Origin of the sequence: Streptomyces sp. NPDC101151 (assembly GCF_044768335.1) — a bacterium.
GTDB lineage: Bacteria > Actinomycetota > Actinomycetes > Streptomycetales > Streptomycetaceae > Streptomyces.
This window is the reverse complement of sequence record NZ_JBIWPP010000015.1, coordinates 106,654-125,532: the sequence shown is the minus strand read 5'-3', so window position 1 is coordinate 125,532 and position 18,879 is coordinate 106,654. Positions and strand designations below refer to the sequence as shown.

Sequence of the window (18,879 nt, the reverse complement as noted above, 5' to 3'; positions counted from 1 at the left end):
GAGAGGGCAACGGCGTCTCGCCCCGTCGGACTTGGACGATACAACCGCTCTACCCATGGAAAACGCCTGCACAAATACACCCCCGTAACGCAGACCGCTGACCCCGCGGCCACGAGACCCCAGAAAGAGCCCCCGTCACATCTGTCTCTCTGCTGATCACCGGCAACGCTAGCGGAGCCACCAACCCGGCGCAATGAACAGAGCGTCATGATCCACCGAAGCAGGGCAGCGGAGCGTGACACTGCGACGTCACGTCGGCAGGAGTCAAATAGGACATCGGGCACGTCAGGGAAGAGCCCGTCCCCGGCCGGAATTCCGCCGCCCTGCGGTGGCATTCGACGGGTCAAGCAACACCAAAAAACTGCTTCGGCCGGAACGCGCCCACTTACCGGTTGATCGGTGCACAGAAGGAGAATCTGGTCGGTGCGGCGGGACGGCCCGACCACGACCCGTGATCGCCGAGCTGGTCGACGGACAGCGCGATGTGTTCACCGCCGCCTGCGGCCACCAGATGCCGCTGCTGCCCCCGTCGACGGCCGGTCCGCAGTCGTCGCCGACGCCGATGTCTGCCGCGAAGCCCTACTCCTCCTCCGGCCACCCCGAACCACCGTCATCGGGACAGGCAACCGATGCCGCACACCCGACCGGATGCCGGCTCTCGCATCGCGAGAGTCGGACATCACCAGCGATCAGGCCGAAGCCCCGTCGGTCAGCGGAGGCACGGTGCACGGACGCAGGACCATGAGCGAGTCTTCCGAGGTCGCTCTCATGGCAAAGGGGAACCGGTCGAGCTCGAGACAGAGTGCGACGTCATCAGGATGGACTCCTTGACGCACACCCTCAGCCAGCTCGGCGGCGGCGCGCGACTCGCCGGCGCGGCGGAGGAACTCAGCAGCATCCGTCCCGGCCGCGGTGGCCCTGCGAGCGATGTATTGAGCGCACGCCAAATCTTCATCGGCGCGCCCATCCTCGCCAGTGACCACGAACGTGACACGGTCGCACTTGCGTGTCCGCAAGAGCCGAGCCGTTGCCTCCGCCACCACGAAGCCGGCACACAGCACCAGCGACGCCTCTTTGACCGCAAGGGCGCCGACCGTCCCTGCCGTGGTCTTCTGCACAACGGTCCGACCGCCAAGGTCAACAGACCGCAGCAGGCCCGGCGAGTTGACCATGTCGAACCCGGGCGCGGGCGGCCCGTCTTTGAGGGCCACCCAATCCCGGTGGCGAGACTTGAGCGCCAGGGCTTCATCCAGCGACTCGGCAAGAACGATCTTTTCCGCCCCCTGGGCAAAGGCCCAGGCAGTCACCGTGAAAGCACGCATGACGTCGACTACGACCGCCACGGACGGGGCTTCGACCAGCTCAGTGATGCCAAGGAAACTAGCGTCCATTCGATCATGATCGTGCATGCCCGACCCGAAGCACCCTGACAGTGGTGCGCATCACATCAACAGTCTCGGGATGCAACGTCTTCGGCCGCCTGCGTCGCGAAGGCAGTGCGCCCCGACAGGCCTGTTCAATCGCCACTCGAGGTCACCCGCACACGGCCTCTGTGGACACAAGGCCCTGCTTCGCGAGAGGCTTGTCCGTTCCGTTGGACGGCCAAAAAAGCAGAGGCAAGGAGAACTCTCTCCTTGCCACTCTCAACTTATAGCGCGCTGGGGGGCTTGCCGCAAGACCCGGGTCACGGCGCAGAATCGTCGGCCGATGCCACAACTCGCGGAAACGCGGGACGACGTGCGTGTGCCGTTGTCGACGTATGAGTCGACGTATGAGGGGACGCGGTGACGTCGACCAGTGGTGGTACCGGCAGTGCCGTTGCGGGTGCCCGGCGCGGAGGTGCGGGGGTGTGCGCCGCCCGTTCGGGCTGCGCGGCCGGCCGACCCGTCAGAGGAAAGACGACCAGGGATGAGGACGTGCTCGACAAGAGGTTCGACAGAGTGGGAAGCGCCGGTGATTCGATCGGCCACCGCAGTGCAATGGAGCACGGCTGCCTCGGAGGTATCGCAGTGATTGAGCAGTACGTGTTGGATCTTCAAGAGGTCGACGAGACGCAGGTCGCGGTCGTCGGCGGCAAGGGCGCGCACCTGGGCGGGCTGTCGCGGATCGAAGGCATCCGCGTGCCGGGTGGGTTCTGCGTGACGACGCACGGCTTCCGGCGGACCATGGCGGAGGCGCCGTCGCTCGACGATCTGCTCGATCAGCTGTCGCGCCTGAATCCGGACGACCGGGAGGCGATCCGCACGCTCAGCGCGCAGATTCGCGGGACCATCGAAGGGATCGCCGTCCCGGGCGATCTCGCGGCGGCGATCACTCGCGCGCTCGGCCGGCTCGGCGAACAGGCCGCCTACGCCGTCCGATCCAGCGCGACGGCAGAGGACCTGCCGACGGCCTCCTTCGCCGGCCAGCAGGACACGTACCTGAACGTCGTGGGGCCGACGGCGATCCTCCAGCACGTCAGCCGGTGCTGGGCCTCGCTGTTCACCGAGCGGGCCGTGACCTACCGCCAGCGGAACGGCATCGACCACCGTACGGTCCACATGGCCGTGGTCGTGCAGCAGATGGCCTTCCCGCAGGCGTCCGGCATCCTGTTCACGGCCGACCCCGTCACGGGCAACCGGAAGGTCGCCACCGTGGACGCCGGCTTCGGCCTCGGCGAGGCCCTGGTCTCCGGCCTGGTGAACCCGGATGTCTACAAGGTGCGACACGGCGAGGTGGTCGCCAAGGCGATCGCCGCCAAGCAGCGTGCCGTTCACGCCCTGCCGACCGGCGGCACGCAGGAAGTGGCGATCGACTTGCAGCGGCAGGAGCAGCCGGCGCTGACGGATGCGCAGGTCGTGCGGCTCGTGCAGCTCGGACGGCGGATCGAAGCACACTTCGGCCGCCCGCAGGACATCGAATGGTGCCTGGTCGACGACGGCTTCCAGATCGTTCAGAGCCGGCCGATCACGACGCTGTTCCCCATCCCCGAGACCGGCGACCAGGAGAACCACGTCTACGTCTCCGTCGGCCATCAGCAGATGATGACCGACCCCATGAAGCCCCTGGGGCTCTCCATGTGGCAGCTGACGGCCATGGTGCCGATGCAGGAGGCCGGCGGGAGGCTGTTCGTCGACGTCACCCGGCGCCTGGCCTCGCCCGCGAGCCGCGCCGGCCTCCTGGACCTCGTAGGGAGAGGCGATCCGCTGGTCAGGGACGCTCTGGAGACCGTCCTCGACGGCGACGACTTCGTCCCCTCGCTCCCGGACGCGGGTCCCGGCGCGCAGCCGGTCGGCGGTGCGCCCGCCCCGATCGAGACCGATCCCGCCACCGTCACCGAGCTGATCGAACGCAGCCAGGCGTCCATCGCCGCCCTGGAGCACGACATCCGGACGAAGACGGGACCGGCGCTCTTCGACTTCCTGCTGGAGGCCTTCGAGGAGCACAAGCGAGTCCTCGGTGATCCACTGAGCATGCAGGCGATCATGGCGGGGATGGAGGCCACCTGGTGGCTCAACGACAAGCTGCAGGAGTGGCTGGGCGAGAAGAACGCGGCTGACACGCTCACGCTGTCCGCCCCCGACAACGTCACGTCGGAGATGGGACTTGCGCTGCTCGACGTCGCGGACGTGATCCGCCCGCACCCGGAGGTGGTGGCGTTCCTGCAGGGCGTCGAGTACGTCGAGAACGAAGCCTTCCTGGGCGAGCTGGCGAAGCTCGCGGGCGGGACCGAAGCGCGCGACGCCATTGAGGCCTACCTCGACCGGTACGGCATGCGCTGCGTCGGCGAGATCGACATCACGAGGCCGCGTTGGCGCGAGCGCCCCACCACGCTCGTGCCGGTGATCCTCGACAACGTCAGGAACTTCGAGCCGGGCGCTGCCGAGCGGCGCTTCGAGCAAGGGCGGCAGAAGGCGCAGAAGAAGGAACAGGACGTGCTGTCCCGCTTGCGGGCCCTGCCGGACGGGGACCGGAAAGCCGACGAGGCCAAGCGGATGATCGACCGGGTCAGAACCTTCATCGGGTACCGGGAGTACCCGAAGTACGGCATCGTCAGCCGCTACTTCGTCTACAAGCAGGCCCTGCTGGAGGAGACCGAGCGCCTCGTGCAGGCGGGCGTGATTGCTGAGATGGAGGACATCTCCTACCTCACGTTCCAGGAACTCCACGACGTCGTGCGTTCGCACCGGGTGGATGGCCGGCTCATCCAGGAGCGCAAGGACGCGTTCCGGTCGTACCACGCGCTCACACCGCCCCGGGTGCTCACCTCGGACGGTGAGGCCGTCACCGGGGCCTATCGGCGCGACGACGTGCCGGCCGGCGCCCTGATCGGCCTGCCGGTCTCCGCCGGGACCATCGAGGGACGGGCCCGCGTCATCCTCGACATGGCGGAGGCCGACCTCGAAGCGGGCGACATCCTGGTCACGGCCTTCACGGACCCCAGCTGGTCGCCGCTGTTCGTGGGAATCGCGGGCCTGGTGACGGAGGTGGGCGGCCTGATGACCCATGGTGCAGTGATCGCCCGGGAGTACGGCTTGCCGGCCGTCGTGGGCGTGGAGCAGGCCACCCGGCTGATCCGGGACGGGCAGCGGATCCGAGTGCACGGAACCGACGGGTACATCGAGATCCTGCCGTGACCGACCACACCGGGAAGCCCCCGGGAAGCCCCGTCCGTAACCCGTAATTACTGATCTGCACATGGGAAGTGCCTCTTCCGCTAGCCCGTACAGGATCCTCAGCACGTCCTGTCGTTACAGCTCAGAGGCACTTCCCGGGTTCTCGGTAAGCTCCACCCCTCGTGCAGGCCCGGGGCTAGAACACGCCCTTGTACGTGCCCCAGCCCGAGCCGATCTTCGTGCGGCCGCCGAAGGAGCCCTTGCCGGTGCCGTTTTCACGCCACAGCACACCGGAGGTGTCGCGGGAGACGAGGTCCGCCTTGCCGTCCCCGGTGATGTCACCGATGCCGACGACGGCGTTGTACGAGGAACCCCAGGTGTCGAAGACCTTCGCCCGAGCCTTGAACGTGCCCGACGCGGTGCCGTTGAAGCGCCACAGCTTGTTCGACTTGTCCTGGACCAGCAGATCACCATGGCCGTCGCTGTCGAGGTCACCGGCACCGATGACCTTCTTGTAGCCGGACCAGTCCGCGTACAGCTTCACCCGCGCCGACAGCTTCCCGGAGCCGGTCGCCTTGTACAGGTACACCGCACCTGTCCTGGCGCTCCGTGCGACGAGGTCCGCGCGTCCGTCACCGCTCACGTCACCGGGTGAGGTGAGGACGTCGTACTGGTCGAAGCCCGTGCCCAGCGCGGTGTACGCGGTGGACGGCGTGACGGCCTTGCCGCAGCCGGGCCGGTATGCGCGCAGAGTGCCGTTGGCGAACCGCACCAGTACGTCGTTGCAGCGGTCGCCGTTGAGATCGCCGAACGGGACGGCTTTGACGGAGGCGGCCCAGCCCGACCCGGTGACCTTGCCGGAGAACGCGCCCTTGCCGTCCCCCTTCTGGACGGTCAGGGCTCCGGAGGAGCCGAGCGTCATCAGGTCGCCGATCCCGTCGGAGCCCGCAAGGTCGCGCCGTACGGCGTCGGCGCCGGACACCTTGACCGTGCCGGAGGCGGACAGCGCGGCGCCGTTGCCGTCGGCCGGGGCGGCGGTGAGCGTCCAGGTGTAGGCGCCGTTGGGCACCAGTGCGCCGCCCTGCGTCCTGCCGTCCCAGCTCACTCGTACGGCGCTGCGGGCGGGGCCGCCCTGCCAGGTGCGCAGAACCGCTCCGGTGGTGTTGCTCTTGAGGGTCACCTGCCAGGAGGCGGCGGGCTTGGACAGCCACCAGCGGCCGTCCCACCGCGCCGCACCGCCGGTGACCGCGAACGACGAGGGAGCGCTGGAGTCGGGCGCGGTCAGCTTGGACGCGAGCCAGGTGTAGTCGTAGGCGCCGACGACATGGACGGTGCTGTCCGCGTCCACGTAGGCGACCTTGTTGGAGCCGCGGTCGACGGCCCAGGTGACACCCCGGGTGTCGGCGGCCGCCGTGGACGTGACGCCGGTGATCTCCCCGAGGGAGTCGGTGACGTCGTTGTGGACCTCCGTCAGCCGGATCGACTTCCTGGCGGGGTCGTAGTAGCCGTAGAAGCCGTCGCCGAGGAGCACGTCCCCGACGGGGGCGTAGTACGTCTTGTCCATGTAGGCGAGGTTCTTGATCCCGGCCTTCTGCAGGGCGCGGCAGCTCCAGTACAGGAGCGTGCCGTTGGTCCGCAGGTCGTCCGGTGTGCAGCCGCCTCCGGTGTCGACGGTCCGTACCGCCTTGCCCGTGCGCAGGCTGGTGGCGACGACCTGGCCCGCGGTGGCGGACGGTGTCCACAGCGTGCTGTGGTCGAGAACGGCCGCCTGGGCCTTCTGTTCGCGTACGACCGTGCCGGCGGTGATGTCCACGACGTACTGCTTGCCACCGCCCGTGTAGAGGACGTACTGCGGTGAGACGTCGAGGATCCTGCCGTTCTTGGCCGGCAGGGCGATGGGGCCGGACGGGTCGGCCGCGGTGGTGAGGATGTCGTTGCCGGTGGCCGGGTCGGTGGTGAGCTGGGCGAGGCCCTCGTCGCCGCCGTCGGCGAAGCGGCCCGCACCCGTGCTGCCGGAGGTGGCGGCCGGGGTCAGCGGGGCCCCGCCGGCCGGCGTCAGGGCTGTGCCGACGTCCTGGCTGTGCAGAGTGCTGGTGCCGCCGAGGGTGTTGAGGAGGCGTACGGTGCCCCGGTCGAGGCCGAGCGCACCGACCGAGCCGTCGTGGTGCACGGGAGAGACCGTGTGCCAGGGCGTGACGGAGACCTCGCTGCCGCCGGATCCGGTGAGGAGGTACAGGGTGCGTGGGCTGTCGGCGGTGGCCCGTCCGATCACGGCCACCGACTCGCCGTTCTGCCAGGCCTGTTCGACATCGGTCAGGAGCGGTGCCGTGTCCGCGCCGAGCGACAGATTGCGCAGCGCCCCGCCGGAGCCCTCGTACCACAGCAGGCTGTTGCCGACGACGAACGAGGTGACGTCGGTGTCCGGGGACGAGGTCGGCACGGTCCGGACGCCGGGACTGCCGCCGGCGCTGCCCCGCGCCCTGATCCGGATCCCGGTCCCGTCCTCCCGGGTGTACCACGACACCCAGGCGTCGGTGAGCCGGAAGCTGCTCGCCGGTCCACTCACCTGGAGGGGCGTGACGGCGCCGGAGACGCCGTCGACGATGCCGTAGGCGGCGCGGCCGTCCTTCCGGTAGCGGACGACGAACTGCGAGCCGTCGCTCGCCGGCATCTCCGGAGCGGCTTCCGCGGTCGCGCCCGCCGGCAGTTGCACCTGGATGTCGGTGCCGTTGAACCTGGTCACCCGGTATTCGTACGTACCGTCGGCCTGTTGCTGCGAGGCGAGCACATAGCCGCTGCTCACCTGCGGATGTCGGTAGCCGCTCGGCAGTGCGAGGGTTCGCGAGGCGCCGGTGTCCAGGCTCAGTTCCGTGATGGTGATGCCGCCGTCGTCCGCGGTCGTGGAGTAGTAGACCCTGTTGTCGTAGTCGGACGTGAAGAAGATGGACTGCGCCGGTACGCCGTTGAGCGCCGGTACCACCTTCCTGGTGTTGCTCCAGACGTACCCGTCGGTTCCCTCTTCCTGGTACAGCACGCCGGTGCGGCCGCCCGTCACCACCGTGATCCGGCGGTCGGCGTCGGCATCGGGCGCGGGAATCGCGACTCCGGTGGTGGCTGCGTACGCGGGTGCGAGTGACGGAAACGCCAGTCCCGCCGTGACGGCCAGCGTGGTGGCGACGGTGGCCGCTGCGCTCCCCAGGCGCGCGGGCCGGTGGTGCCGTTGAGGCACGGTTCCCCCTACTGTATTCGGCTGTGTCTGTTCGGAGTTGGCCGCATACGACGCTCCGGACATGTGTTCGTGAGCTTACCGGCGGCACACGAGGCGAGTCGGGTCTCTTTCCGTACTTCGAGTCGCCTGGCCGCGTCTCCGGTCTCGTGGAAAACCGCTGGCCACCCGCGGTTCACGATGTTGAGATGGCCCGATGCAGCATGATGCGTCGACGACCGTGGACCGCGGCCGGTACGAGGACGCGGTGACGCCCTGGGAGCGGGAGTCCTGGCGGACCGCGGCCCTCGACTGGGTGGCGACGGGACTCGCCGCGCGCGGGCTGCGGAGGGCCGGCCCCCTGCAGGTGCGGCTGCGGCCGTGGTCCGTCCTGGTGCGGGTGCCGGTGGCCGGGCGTGAGGCCGTCTGGTTCAAGGCGAATCCGCCGGCCAGTGGTTTCGAGGGTGCGCTGACCTCCGCGCTGGCCCGCTGGGTGCCGGAGCATGTCCTGGAGCCGCTCGCGGTCGACGCCGGCCGTGGCTGGTCGCTGCTGCCGGACGGGGGCTCACTCTTCCGGAACGTGCTGGAGCGGGAGCCCGTGGGTCCCGACGCGTGGGAGGACCTGTTGCGCCAGTACGCGAGCATGCAGCACGCCCTGGTCCCGCACGCGCGGGAGATCGTACGGCTGGGCGTCCCGAGTGCCCGGACCTCGGAACTGCCCGAGGTCTTCGACAAGTTGCTCACCGAGAACGCGGCGCTCCGCCCGGACGAACGCGCCCGGCTGGACGCACTGAGGCCCCGCCTCCTGGACTGGTGCGGCGAACTCGCGGCCTTCGGCATCGCGGACTCGCTCGACCACTCGGATCTGCACGACGGCCAGCTGTTCAATCCGGAGCCGGGCCGGTACACCTTCTTCGACTGGGGCGACGCGGCCGTCTCCCACCCGTTCTGCAGCCTGCAGGTCACAGCTGGCAGAGCCGGCGCCCGGTACGGACCCGACGTGGTGCCCCGCCTGCGGGACGCCTATCTGGAGCCGTGGACCGGAACCGGCCGGACGGCGGCGGAACTCCGGCGCGCGGCGAGCCTCGCCTGGCGTCTGAGCGCCCTGGGGCGTGCCCGCGCCTGGGGCCGGCTGTTTCCGACCGCCTCCGAAACCGCTCCCCTGGCCGCACAAAGCGCCCGCACACTGCTGGAACTCGTCGAGGATCCGCCGTTGTAGAGCCTGTCCACAGCGGTCGTGCGGTTGCGGGAGGCGGAGCCGGATCGGGAGCCTGGAGGAAGGACGAACCGGGGTGGATCCGGGAGGCGCGGTGACCCCAGCACACGGCACTCCGTCCGCGGACGGGCAGGGCCCGAGCCGACGGCGATTCCTGGCCCTGTGCGCGGGTGCGGGCCTGGGCGCGGCGGCTGCCTGTACGCCGCCGCCACCGCGTGCCCGGCCCGGCCGGGCCGGGCGGCTCCTGCCGGAGGCCGAACAGCACGCGCCGGGCACGGCCGACTGGCGGATCCGCTCGACGGGCCCGCCTGATGCCGTGGCCGGATACACCGACCAGGTGAGCATCGTGCCGGGCCAGGAGTGCGGCCTGTATGTGTCGACCACCGCCGCGTCGTTCCGGGTCTCGGCGTTCCGCGTCGGCTGGTACGGCGGCAAGCGGGCCCGCCTCATATGGACGTCGCCTCTCGTACCCGGCCGCGCCCAGCCGCCCCCGCTGCTGCTGCCCGCCACCCGCACCGTGCGCGCCGACTGGCCCACGTCGCTGAGCCTCGACACCACCGGATGGCCGGAGGGCGCGTATCTGCTGCGGCTGGAGGCGGACACCGGCCACCAGCGTCACGTCCCGCTGATCGTCCGCTCCGCCGAGGGCGCGGGCCGCACGGTCCTGCTGCACGCCCCGGCCACCTGGCAGGCGTACAACCACTGGGGCGGCCACAGCCTCTACACGGGCCCCTCGGGGGCATACGACACCCGGTCGCTCGCGGTCAGTTTCGACCGCCCCTACGAGGGCAACGGCGCCGAGAAGTTCCTGGTCTACGAGTGGGCGGTGGCGGTGCTTGCCGAGCGCCTGCGCATTCCGCTCGCCTACACCACGGGCGTCGACGTCCACCGCGACCCGTCGGTGCTCGACGGAGCGCACGCGGTCGTCTGTCTGGGACACGACGAATACTGGACGCCGCAACAGCGGGCGTCCGTCACCCGGGCCCGGGACGCCGGGACCAACGTGGCCTTCCTCGGCGCGAACACCTGCTTCCGCCGGGTCCGCCTGGAGGGCGGGGAGCAGGCGGGCGACCGTACGGTGATCTGTTACAAGACGTCCTATCGGGCCGACCCCTCGTATGCGTCCGATCCGGCGCTGGTGACCACCGACTTCCGCAGCCCGCCCGCCGCCGACCCGGAGTCCTCGCTCACCGGTGTCCTCTACGAGGGCTATCCGGTCGACGCCCCGTATGTGGTACGAGCCGCCGATCACTGGCTGTACGACGGCACCGGTGTGCGGCCGGGTGACGGCTTCGCCCATCTGGTCGGAGCCGAGTACGACCGTGTCGTGCCCCGCTCTCCCGCCCCCGGTCCCATGGAGATCACCGCGCACTCCCCCGTCGTGTGCGCCGGCCGCCCCAGTCACAGCGACTCGGCGTACTACACGACTCCTGGCGGCGCGGGCGTCTTCGCGGCCGGCACCATGCGCTGGGTGGAGGGCCTGCTCGCCGGCACCGGCGAACTCGGCCGTGCCCATGGCATGGACAGCCGCACGCGCGCGTTCGTCACGCGCACCACGGAGAACCTGCTGCGCGCCTTCGCCCAGGGCCCGGCGACCCGATACGGCCCGCCGCCCCGCACGAACGTGGCGGAGGTGTACGGCGGCACGGTCTGACCTCGGTCACCGGGCCCGGGCGTCACGGTGCGACCGTCGGGGCCTGGTACCCCGTGGCACGGAGGCGGTCCCTGCGGGCGTTGTTGTAGATCCGCAGGAGGTGCTTGGCCACGGCGCAGTGCGCGCCGTCGGCATGGCACTGGCGGCACGTCTGCATGTGCTGTTCGTAGGTGAAGCGTGCGTTTTCGAATGCGTCGTCGGCCGCATCGTTGAGAGAAGACATGGACATCTCCGGGCAGGGCGCGTCCCGGAAGGGACGGGCCGAGTTGACTGACTGGTATACCCAGAGAAGGTGATCATATTACTTGCGGTACTGGGAAACCGGCGGCGCTCACCACTGAGCGGTGCTGCTCGCCCCGTCCAGCGCCTCCCGGACGATGTCCGCGTGCCCGGCATGCTGGGCCGTCTCCCGGATCAGGTGCAGGAGGATGCGGCGGGCCGACCAGTGGACCGTCTCCGGCGGGGACCACGGGGTCCTGGGCAACGGCACGCTCCGGTCCAGGCCGGGCGGCCACCGCCTCCTCGGTCGCGCGCGCCCCGGCCGCGTACTCCTCCAGCAGCGCCGCGAGCGTGTCGCCGTCCGTCATGCGGTACTGCTCGAGGTCGAGCATGCCGTCGGGCAGTTCCCCGTCGCCCTTCGCCATGATCTGCGTCCAGACCCGTTCGGCCCGGGCCAGGTGCTTGACGATCCCGCCGAGCGTGAGTTCGCTCACCGTGGTGCGCCGGGCGGCTTGCGCGTCGGTGATGCCGCGGACGGTGATCAGCAGCCGGTCCCGCTGCTCGGCGAGGGCGTGCAGCAGCTCGCCGCACTCGCCGGACAGCTGGGACTCTCGGTTTTCCTGTGAGGTGACCATGAGGCGACCGTAGGACATGAATAGGCCGGAAACTGTCCTAGATGGGCCCGAGAGGTCAATGGCCTCCCGAGGGCTGGTCGCAGCCGGTGTGGTCGGGGTAGCCGCCGAAAGCGTCCGCCTCGGTCTTGGCGCGGTCCATGCCCCCCTCCACGCACAGGGGGTGGTCGTCGACCTCGATCAGGAAGCCGACGCCGGTCGGGCCGTTCTGGTACGTCTGCACCTGTCCGTCGGAGTATCCGAGGCCGATGAGGGCCCTGCGGACGCTCTCGGGCTTGAACTCCCCGCGCCTGCGCAGTGGTTCGAGTGCTTCCTGGACGCGTCCGACGACCGCGAGGCCCTGGCAGCGGCGCTTGCCGGTCAGCGGGAACGGCACCATGAAGCCGTGGTTCTCGGCGTAGTGGTCGGTCAGCGGCGCGGTGGGGCTCGGGGAGTCCGTGGACGGCAGGGGCGACGCGGTGGGGCTCTCGCCGGGGCACGGCACACCGTCGGGCCTGCTCGGTGTCGCCACCGCGGTCTGTGAGGGCCCGCCCGCACCGGCGTCGTCCGCGGCCCGCCGCATCCCGCACCCGGCCGTCAGCACGGCCAGCAGCACCAAGGGGACCACCCCGGCCCGGGCCCCCGTCGTTCTGATCATTGTCATGCACCGATCCTGGCCGATCCCGGTGCCACCGTCATGAGTTCTCGTACTCAAAGGCGGTCGCCCCGCCTGCTTCAGCCGGCGTCTGCCCGGTTCTCCCGCAGCGCTCGGGCGTGGTTCATGAACGCGGTCAGGCCCACCTCGAAGGCACGGTCGGCGCGGCCCTCACCCACCGCGGCGAGCGCCTCGGCGAGGCGGGGCGTCGGGGTCCGGTCGGTCAGCTCCCACATCGCCTCCGGTGCGGCGAGGTCGAGTGCCGAGCCCAGCACCAGGTTCTCCAGGGCGATGATCAGGGGCATGACCTCGGCGCGGTCGAAGCCGGCCGTGAGCAGCAGGGTCACCGCCCGTTCGTACTGCTCCAGCACCCGGGGCGCGCGTACCGGTGAGGTCATCAGCAGCGGGATCGCGCGGGGGTGGGCGGCGAACGCGGCGCGGTAGGAGCGGGCCCAGGCCTCGACGGCCGCATCCCAGGGCGTCAGGTCCAGGGTGGCGGGTTCGATCGCGGAGGCGACGCGCTCGCGCAGCAGTTCCACGATGCCGTCCCGGCCCTCCACATGGTGGTACACCGACCCGGTCTGGGCGCCGAGCCGTCGCGCGATCTGCGGCACGCTGAAGTCGCCGTTCTCGTCGATCAGTTGCAGCGCCGTGGTGGTGATGCGCTCGCGGTCGAGGAGCGGTGTGCGCGGCCGTCCCATGGTCAGCGTTCTCCCTGAGGTCTTCCCGGATGCCCAACGGCAGGTTACATTGCGAAAACCGAAAGCCTTTAGGTTTATCGCTCCGGGCGCCCGTCATCCCCCCGTGCGCCCGCAGTCGTCGGTATCCGCCCGCCCACCCCCCGGCCTCGGTGAACGACGCCCGCGAACCCGGCTGCCCCACCACCGGAACCCTCCCCTCCCGTCCGCCGCCAGAAGGGCTCCCCCGTATGTCCGTGACCACCTCAGAGCTGCCGGAGGAGAGAGCGTCGTCCGACGCCGCGACGCTCCGCTCCGGTTCCCTCGGCACCGCAGACATCGCCTTCTTCGTCATCTCGGCCGCCGCACCGCTGACCGTCATGGCCGGCGTCGCTCCGCTCGCGATCCTGCTGGGCGGCGTCGGCGCGCCCGTCGGCTACCTCCTTGCCGGTCTGACACTCGCGGTCTTCGCCGTAGGTTTCACCACCATGAGCCGCCACATCAAAAGCGGCGGCGCCTTCTACGCCTTCATCACCCGGGGGCTCGGCCGCCCGGCCGGCATCGGCGCCGCCCTGCTGGCCCTGATCGGCTACAACGGCATGGAGATCGGCGTCTACGGCCTGCTCGCCTCCACCACCCGGGACACCGTGCACTCCCTCATCGGCACCGGCATCCCCTGGCTGCCCGTCTCCCTGGCCGGGCTGCTGCTGATCGGCTACGGCGGCTTCCGCTCGATCGACTTCGGCGCCAAGCTGCTCGGCGTCCTGCTAGTCGCCGAGACCGGCATACTCGTTCTGCTCGCGGGCGGGGTCCTCCTCAAGGGCGGCGCCCACGGCCTGTCCGTGGCATCGCTGGCCCCGGCGCACGTGTTCGTCCCCGGCATCGCCGCGGTCCTCGCCTTCGCCTTCGCCGCCTTCACCGGCTTCGAGTCGACCGTCATCTACCGCCGCGAGGCCCGCGATCCCGAGCGCACGGTCCCGCGCGCCACCTACCTGGCCGTCGGATTCCTCGGCCTCTTCTACGCATTCATCGTCTGGGTGGCCGTCCAGGCCTTCGGCGACGACCGGGTCGTACAGGCGGCGGGCAACGACCCGGCCGGGCTGTTCTTCACCGCGATCACCACGTACGTGGGCGGCTGGGCGGCCGACCTCATGCACGTGTTCATCATCACCAGTGTCATCGCCTCTCTCCTCGCCTTCCACAACGCCATCAACCGCTACGCGCTCGCCCTGGCGGAAGAGGGCGTACTGCCCCGCCGGCTCGGCCTCATCCACCCGCGCCACCGCTCGCCGTACCTCGCGGGCATCGCCCAGACGGTCCTCGGCGCGGTCGTGGTTCTCTCGTTCTGGGCCGCCGACGCCGACCCCTACCAGCAGCTGCTGCTGTGGGTGAACACCCCGGGAATGATCGGCCTGTTGCTGCTGCAACTGCTCGCCGCGATCGCCGTACCCTGCTACTTCCGGCGGGTCGGCCATCAGGAGGGCAGTCTGCGCACGCTGGTGGCCCCCGTCGTCGCCGCTGTCCTGCTGGCGACCGCGATCGTCCTGGTGGTGGGCCACATCGACCTGTTCACCAGCGCGTCCCCGGCCGTGAACACCCTGCTCGTCGTCGTGGCGCCCGTCGTCTTCACCCTCGGGCTGCCGCTGGCATGGTGGCTGCGCCGCAGACGCCCCCAGGTGTACGCCGCCTTCGCCGCCGAACCCACCTTCACCCCCGAACCCGCCGTCCCCGCCGAATGACCCCGTTCCGTACAGGAGTTGCCTCATGCCCGCTGCCGACCTCATCCTCGCCGGCGCCCAGGTACGCACCCTCGACCCCGCCCGCCCCACCGCTTCGGCCCTCGCCGTGCACGACGGGACGATCACCGCGGTCGGGGAGGCCGAGGACGTACGCGAGTGGCGCGGCCCCGGCACCGAGGTCGTCGATCTGACCGGTGCGCACCTCGTGCCCGGCCTGGTCGACTCGCACAGTCATCCCGTGTGGGGGCTGGACATGGCCACGGGCACGGACCTGTCGGCCGTGACCGACCTGGCCGGGCTCCGCGCAGCACTCGCCGAGGCCGAACGGGTGGACGACTGGGTCGTCGGCTACGGCCTGGACCACAACGCCTTCGAGGGCCGGCCCGTCCACCACGACCTCGTGGCCGACGTCGTGGGCTCCACGCCCGCCTTCCTGCGCCTGTACGACGGCCACTCGGCACTCGCCAACGATGCGGCCCTGGCCGCCTCCGGGGTCACCGGGCCGCGCTCCTTCACCCAGCGCTCCGAGGTGGTGTGTGACACCGAGGGGAGGCCCACCGGTCACCTCGTCGAGCATGCCGCGATGGACCTCGTGGCCGACGTCGTCCCGCGGCCGTCGTACACCGAACGGCGCGCCCGGCTGCTTGAGCTGCTGTCCGCCATGGCCGGCACCGGACTGACCGGCGCCCATGTGATGGACGGCGGCGACCTGGACCTCGTGGCCGCGGTGGCGCGGGAGACGGTCCTGCCCGTGCGACTGCGGTTCGCGCCCTGGTGCATGCCCGGCGCGGACGAGGACGCCCTGCGGGAACTGATCGACCTGCAGGGCAGGGGCGGCCGGCACTGGCTGGTCGGCGGGGTCAAGTTCTTCATGGACGGCACCGTCGAGGGCGGCACGGCATGGTTGGAGCACCCCGACTGCCACGGCCAGGGCACGGATGCCTTCTGGCCGGACCCACAGGCATACGCGGCCGCCGTACGCACCCTGCACGCGGCGGGCGTGCGGACGGCCACGCACGCGATCGGGGACGCGGCCGTGCGGCACGTCCTGGACACCGTCGCCTCGCTCGGGCGGAGCGGGCGCGGGGCCCACCGGATCGAGCACATCGAGACGGTTCCCGACGAACTCCTTCCCCGTTTCGCGGAGTTGGGCGTCGCCGCCTCGCTGCAGCCACCGCACACCGGCTACACCCGGGACGACGGCACCGACGAGTGGTCCCGCCGCCTGGGCACGGACCGGGCTGCCCGCGCCTGGCGGCTGCGGGACCTGCGCGAGGCCCGGGCCACGGTCGCGCTCGGCTCGGACTGGCCGATCGCGCACTACGACGTGCGGGCCGTGCTCGCGACGGCCCACCATCCCAAGGGCGCGGCAGCTCAGCGGCCGGGGCTCACGCCGCTGCAGGCGCTGGAGGGCTGCACCAGCCACGCGGCCGCCGCAGCCGGTGAGTCCGGCGTGGCCGGCCGTATCGCGCCCGGGCACCGTGCCGACCTGACCGCCTTGTCCGTCGACCCTGTACTCGCTCCCGGCGACGAACTGACCGACGCACCGGTCGTGTTGACGGTGACAGGTGGCCACGTGGTGCATCGGGGTGCCTGACGGGGCAACTCGTCAACGCGGCATCAGTCCCCCGTCAGCCCCTCCTGGCACTGTTGTTCCTGTGAACGGCACGGGAAACCGGAAGCCGGACACAGGGAGAGGTGCCCGGAGTGGTTGATCGGGGACCAGCGAGCACGCCTCGAGGTCGGGCCCCCCGGGGCCCACGCAGGTTCGAATCCTGCCCTCTCCGCCCAGTACGGGCAGACTGTGCGGGTGAACGACTGTCGCCCGGTCCAGCAGAACCCCGCTCCGGAGTGGTACGGACGCCTGCACGTCCGTACCACCGATGTCTCGCCGGTCCGGTGGCTCACCGAACGCGCCCCGGGACACGGCGCCTTCGGCACGGTGGCGGGCATCGCCGCTCCCGGTTTCGGGGCCTACGCCAGGATCCTGCATCCCGCCTCACTGGACGAGCGACCGGTGCGCTGGTCGACGGTGGCCGCGGCGCACGGCACCAGGGTGGCACCGGGCACGAACTGGCACGAGGTCATCGGGGTGGACCGCGACTATGTCAACGCCTCCGACTACGGCCTGCCCGGTGTGTGGGACGAGCATCCGGCAGAGGGGCCGACACCGCCCGCGGTCGCCTCACCCCTCATCCCGCTGCTGTCCCGGCACACCCGGACCCCGGAGCGTTGCTGGTTCGGTCTGTGGCACGGGTACGGGCGGTGGGACTTCGACCGGTTCCCCACGTTCGAGACACCCGGCCGCGACGAGGTGCTGCTGTCCGGAACCCTGACCGACGCAGTGTCACCGCTGACCCTGGACGAGTTCGCCGAACTGCCCGACCTGTGGTGGCCCGAGGACCGTGCCTGGTGCGTGGGCGGCGACGTCGACCTGGTCAGCACCTACGTCGGCGGATCCCCGGACCTCATCGCCCAATTGCTCTCCGAACCGGAGCTGGAAGCACAGCCGGTGGCCGCGGGCGACGGGGTCGGCTGAGCATCGTCCAACCGACCGCCGAGTGGTGAGACTCCAGCGCAACGACCGCGCCGAGGCCTCGTCCCGGCCGGGGAATTCTCAGTGGTGCGGGGATCCGAAGCGGGCCTGCCGCAGACGTCGTTCGTGGACGTACGGGGCATCTTTACAGCACAGCCTCTTCCACCAACCGCGGAGCTGGAAGCGAATCATCGTCGGTCTCCTTCGCCCAGGGAGCGTTCTGGCGCGGTCTCACGCCTGCATCCAGCTTCGGCGCGCGATTCGGTACCCACATCGGCTGATCGGCCCATCGGCCGGGGGACGGCCTTGTCGCCTCGGCCCATCGGAACGCTCCCCCGTACTGCAGGGCCGCAGGGCCGCAGGACCGCAGGGCCGCAGGACCGCAGGGTTACGGCAGCCTGGATTCGCACTTCCCTCGACGGCAGCCCGCGGTCCGAACCTCTCGGTCACTCTCCACGCACTCGCGCATGACCAAGGAAGTGACTCTGTGCCGATGACGACCTCATCAAGTTCTGCGCGGGAACCGCAGGCGCCGGTCCGGTGCGACGTTCGTCGGCCGGCACCCACCTGTCCCGTATGTCCCGCCTCACCTCGGTGAGGGTCGCCCGCCACGATGCCCGCATGCGCCGCAGCCCCTCCTCCTCCAGCTGGTGTGCCACCGCCTCCGGGAAGATGTCGAACCAGCGCAGGTAGGCGAGGATCCGGCGGGAGTCCGCGTAGTGACCCCTGACCCGGTCCCCGACGATCCGGCCGTGGCCGGCCAGGGCATCGAGGGTGCACGCAGGCATGGTGCTCACTGTGTCCCTGGCGATGAGCTCCTCGATGTACAGGGTGTCCCGGCGATCGGGTCGGCACGCCCCTGTGGACACCCACATGAGCCTCTGGGTTCGCGCGCCCTTGCGGGCCAGCCGACGCCAGCGCGACGAGGCGGTCACGTCTTGGAACACCTCGTAGGCGAGACGTGCGTTGGCGAGCCCGGCACGTCCGACGAACGCCTTGGCCTCCGGGGTCCCTGCCTTTGCCAGTTCGGCGTCCACCACGGAGTCGAACGCGTCGACGGAGAAGGAGGCCACGGACACGATGTCCGAGACCGCTCGGCCCTGGGCTTCCGCGGCCTCCAGACCAGCGAGGTAGGCCTCCAGTACCTGCCGGTGCCGGTCCGGCGAGAAGACAAGCGTGGCGTCGACGCCGATCCCCTCCCCGACGCACACGGTCAGCGCGCGCGTCCCCGCGGCAGTGGCCGGGATCTGCACCAGCACGTTGGGGCGGTCGATGAGGGACCGGACGAGGCGCGCCTCTCTGACGATGCTTCGGGTGTCGTGGGCGTGGGCCGGGTCAAGTTCGACCGAGACGAACCCGTCCCGGCCGGCGGTGCGGTGGTGCACGGGAAGCAGAAGATCGCATTCGCGCCGGATGTCCTCGGCCGCCACCCACCTGACCACGGTCTCCGGCGTGCGCTCCCGCGCGGTCAGACCGCGCAGACGCGCGCGGTAGGTGGCCTCGTGGCGGTGCGCTTCGGCGAGGAGCGTCGGATGGGAGGTGACTCCCACCACGTGTCCCGCTTCGATCATCGGGCGCAGAGAGTCGGGGCCGATCGTTCCCCGACCTCCTGGGCCTGCGCCCGTGTCGTCGAGCCAGACCGAGACGCCTTCGTGGCGCATCCGGGTGAGAACGTCCGTCATCCTTCTCTCCTTCACTGCGGGCAGCCGGGGGCCGATCGTGCCGGTGCGAGCGGTGCAGGGCCGGGGCCGTGCATCGCTGGTCCCAGCGTG

At 70.6% G+C, this 18,879-nt stretch carries 12 protein-coding genes and 2 pseudogenes; 7 read left to right on the top strand and 7 right to left on the bottom strand.

The genetic code is table 11. From position 1 onward, the window contains the following. Positions 1-689: 689 nt before the first annotated feature. Positions 690-1,391: a 2-phosphosulfolactate phosphatase gene (locus ACIRU3_RS26240; protein ID WP_404060715.1), complete on the bottom strand. Its 702-nt coding sequence runs from the start codon at positions 1,389-1,391 to the stop codon at positions 690-692. A gap of 618 nt (positions 1,392-2,009) precedes the next feature. Here ACIRU3_RS26240 and rph point away from each other — a divergent pair. Beyond that, positions 2,010-4,616 carry a rifamycin-inactivating phosphotransferase gene (gene rph, locus ACIRU3_RS26235; RefSeq protein ID WP_404060712.1) on the top strand — a complete coding sequence of 869 codons (2,607 nt, stop codon included), beginning with the start codon at positions 2,010-2,012 and terminating at the stop codon, positions 4,614-4,616. Positions 4,617-4,791: 175 nt separating this feature from the next. Here the strand turns inward: rph and ACIRU3_RS26230 are convergent, their stop codons facing one another. Beyond that, on the bottom strand, positions 4,792-7,824 hold the full coding sequence (locus ACIRU3_RS26230) for an FG-GAP-like repeat-containing protein (protein WP_404060709.1): 3,033 nt from the start codon (positions 7,822-7,824) through the stop codon (positions 4,792-4,794). Positions 7,825-8,017: 193 nt separating this feature from the next. Between ACIRU3_RS26230 and ACIRU3_RS26225 the strand changes: the two genes are divergently transcribed. Both ACIRU3_RS26225 and ACIRU3_RS26220 read left to right on the top strand, forming a co-directional pair. Beyond that, the gene (locus ACIRU3_RS26225; protein ID WP_404060706.1) at positions 8,018-9,019 is read left to right on the top strand and encodes an aminoglycoside phosphotransferase family protein; all 1,002 of its coding nucleotides are present in this window, start codon (positions 8,018-8,020) and stop codon (positions 9,017-9,019) included. 91 nt (positions 9,020-9,110) lie between these two features. Beyond that, positions 9,111-10,670 (top strand): N,N-dimethylformamidase beta subunit family domain-containing protein, encoded by a 1,560-nt coding sequence (locus tag ACIRU3_RS26220; protein ID WP_404060703.1) that lies wholly within the window; start codon positions 9,111-9,113, stop codon positions 10,668-10,670. A 22-nt stretch (positions 10,671-10,692) separates the two neighbouring features. Here the strand turns inward: ACIRU3_RS26220 and ACIRU3_RS26215 are convergent, their stop codons facing one another. The 4 genes and pseudogenes from ACIRU3_RS26215 to ACIRU3_RS26200 all read right to left on the bottom strand — a co-directional run bounded on the left by ACIRU3_RS26215 (position 10,693) and on the right by ACIRU3_RS26200 (position 12,856). Continuing rightward, positions 10,693-10,893: a hypothetical protein gene (locus ACIRU3_RS26215; protein ID WP_404060700.1), complete on the bottom strand. Its 201-nt coding sequence runs from the start codon at positions 10,891-10,893 to the stop codon at positions 10,693-10,695. 108 nt (positions 10,894-11,001) lie between these two features. Beyond that, positions 11,002-11,524, bottom strand: a pseudogene (locus ACIRU3_RS26210) (DinB family protein). 55 nt (positions 11,525-11,579) lie between these two features. After that, on the bottom strand, positions 11,580-12,164 hold the full coding sequence (locus ACIRU3_RS26205) for a hypothetical protein (RefSeq protein ID WP_404060698.1): 585 nt from the start codon (positions 12,162-12,164) through the stop codon (positions 11,580-11,582). 71 nt (positions 12,165-12,235) lie between these two features. Beyond that, positions 12,236-12,856 carry a TetR/AcrR family transcriptional regulator gene (locus tag ACIRU3_RS26200; RefSeq protein ID WP_404060695.1) on the bottom strand — a complete coding sequence of 207 codons (621 nt, stop codon included), beginning with the start codon at positions 12,854-12,856 and terminating at the stop codon, positions 12,236-12,238. Positions 12,857-13,083: 227 nt separating this feature from the next. Here ACIRU3_RS26200 and ACIRU3_RS26195 point away from each other — a divergent pair, with 227 nt between their 5' ends. From ACIRU3_RS26195 to ACIRU3_RS26180, 4 genes and pseudogenes are all read left to right on the top strand, one after another. Further along, positions 13,084-14,571 (top strand): APC family permease, encoded by a 1,488-nt coding sequence (locus tag ACIRU3_RS26195; RefSeq protein WP_404060692.1) that lies wholly within the window; start codon positions 13,084-13,086, stop codon positions 14,569-14,571. 25 nt (positions 14,572-14,596) lie between these two features. Further along, positions 14,597-16,168: an amidohydrolase gene (locus tag ACIRU3_RS26190; protein ID WP_404060689.1), complete on the top strand. Its 1,572-nt coding sequence runs from the start codon at positions 14,597-14,599 to the stop codon at positions 16,166-16,168. A gap of 95 nt (positions 16,169-16,263) precedes the next feature. Then, positions 16,264-16,358 (top strand): annotated as a pseudogene (locus tag ACIRU3_RS26185). Positions 16,359-16,381: 23 nt separating this feature from the next. Next, positions 16,382-17,110 (top strand): hypothetical protein, encoded by a 729-nt coding sequence (locus ACIRU3_RS26180; protein ID WP_404060686.1) that lies wholly within the window; start codon positions 16,382-16,384, stop codon positions 17,108-17,110. A gap of 443 nt (positions 17,111-17,553) precedes the next feature. Here ACIRU3_RS26180 and tal read toward each other — a convergent pair whose 3' ends face one another. Continuing rightward, on the bottom strand, positions 17,554-18,789 hold the full coding sequence (gene tal / locus ACIRU3_RS26175) for a transaldolase (RefSeq protein WP_404060683.1): 1,236 nt from the start codon (positions 18,787-18,789) through the stop codon (positions 17,554-17,556). Positions 18,790-18,879 lie beyond the last annotated feature (90 nt).